Origin of the sequence: Catonella massiliensis (genome assembly GCF_016651435.1) — a bacterium.
In the GTDB taxonomy this organism is placed as follows: Bacteria; Bacillota; Clostridia; order Lachnospirales; family Lachnospiraceae; genus Catonella; species Catonella massiliensis.
In genome coordinates this window covers 1-1182 of sequence record NZ_JAEPRJ010000003.1, presented here as the reverse complement: position 1 = coordinate 1182, position 1182 = coordinate 1, and the positions used below count along the sequence as shown (strand labels likewise).

2 protein-coding genes are annotated in these 1182 nt (G+C 44.9%); one reads left to right on the top strand and one right to left on the bottom strand.

Annotation, left to right across the window (positions count from 1 at the left end):
* Nucleotides 1-977: IS110 family RNA-guided transposase (locus tag JJN12_RS14030; RefSeq protein ID WP_208430425.1), on the top strand; the 977-nt coding region annotated here is incomplete at its 5' end.
* Nucleotides 978-995: 18 nt separating this feature from the next.
* Here JJN12_RS14030 and JJN12_RS14025 read toward each other — a convergent pair.
* Nucleotides 996-1182, bottom strand: a 187-nt coding sequence (locus tag JJN12_RS14025; RefSeq protein ID WP_208430424.1) for a hypothetical protein, incomplete at its 5' end; no start/stop codon positions are given.

Sequence of the window (1182 nt, the reverse complement as noted above, 5' to 3'; positions counted from 1 at the left end):
TTAAGCAGACAAAGGAGGTTGAAGATAACAGCCAGCTCAAGGATGACAGGAAGGATCCAAAACTGATAGCAAATCTTGTCAAGGATGGCAACTTTGGTATGCCATATCTTCCAGAAAAAATCTATGCGGAGCTTCGTAGGTTATCCATGTTCAGAGACCAACTGAATGAAGACAGAATTCGAACAATCAACCGGATGCACAGGGAGATGAAGATATATTTCCCGGAGTATAAGGATGCATTGGGAAAAGTCGATGGAGCATTTAGCCTGGAACTGCTGAAAGAGGCACCATTTCCGGAAGAACTGACCGCACTTGGAGAAGAAGGGATAAGACAGATCTGGCATGCTGCTAAACTTAGAGGACGTGGGTATAGCAGAGCTGGAGAAATCTTGCAGTATGCAAAAGCAAGTGTTGGGATCAAGGATGGATCCATTGCAGGTAAGGCAGCTGTAAAGTGGTTCGTGCAGAAAATTCTGGAACTGGATGCTGAACTTGCTGTTATAGAGAATCAGATTAACCGGAAATGTCAGGAGATACCGCATACAGGTAACGTTCTGGAGATATCGGGGATTGGAGAAAATACACTTTCTGGTATTCTTGCAGAGATGGGAGATATTTCAAGATTTGATGATGTTAAGGAAATACAGAAATTAAGCGGATTAGGTCTTGTGGCATGCAGCTCAGGAAAGCATAAGGGAGAAACCAAAATCAGCCACAGGGGACGTAAACGACTAAGGTATTGGTTGTTCCAGGCAGCAAAGTCAGCAGTGGCCCATGCAGAGGAATTCAAAGAACTCCATATGTATTATACGACACGAGCCGATAATCCGTTGAAAAAGATGCAGTCATTGATTGTGATTGCCTGCAAGCTTCTGAGGATCATCTATACGATTCTGAATACTGGTACGTTCTATGATCCGAAGAAGATGTTGATGGACATCAGGCGCCCGGAAAAGAAGGAATCGACTGCAGCGTAAGACAGTCGGCAGCAAAATTTATTCCAGAGCCTTGCCGGTTTTCGGATTCTTCCGAGATCGGGCAGGGTTCTGGAAGGGAACCCGATAACGATGGAGCGCTACAGGTGCTGCATCATCACAATGACCAGCAAAACGAGTCAGGGTAAGCATCCACGGAATATCCGTACCCTGTGGAGTATGCAGGTCAGTAAAATCAAAAAACAAA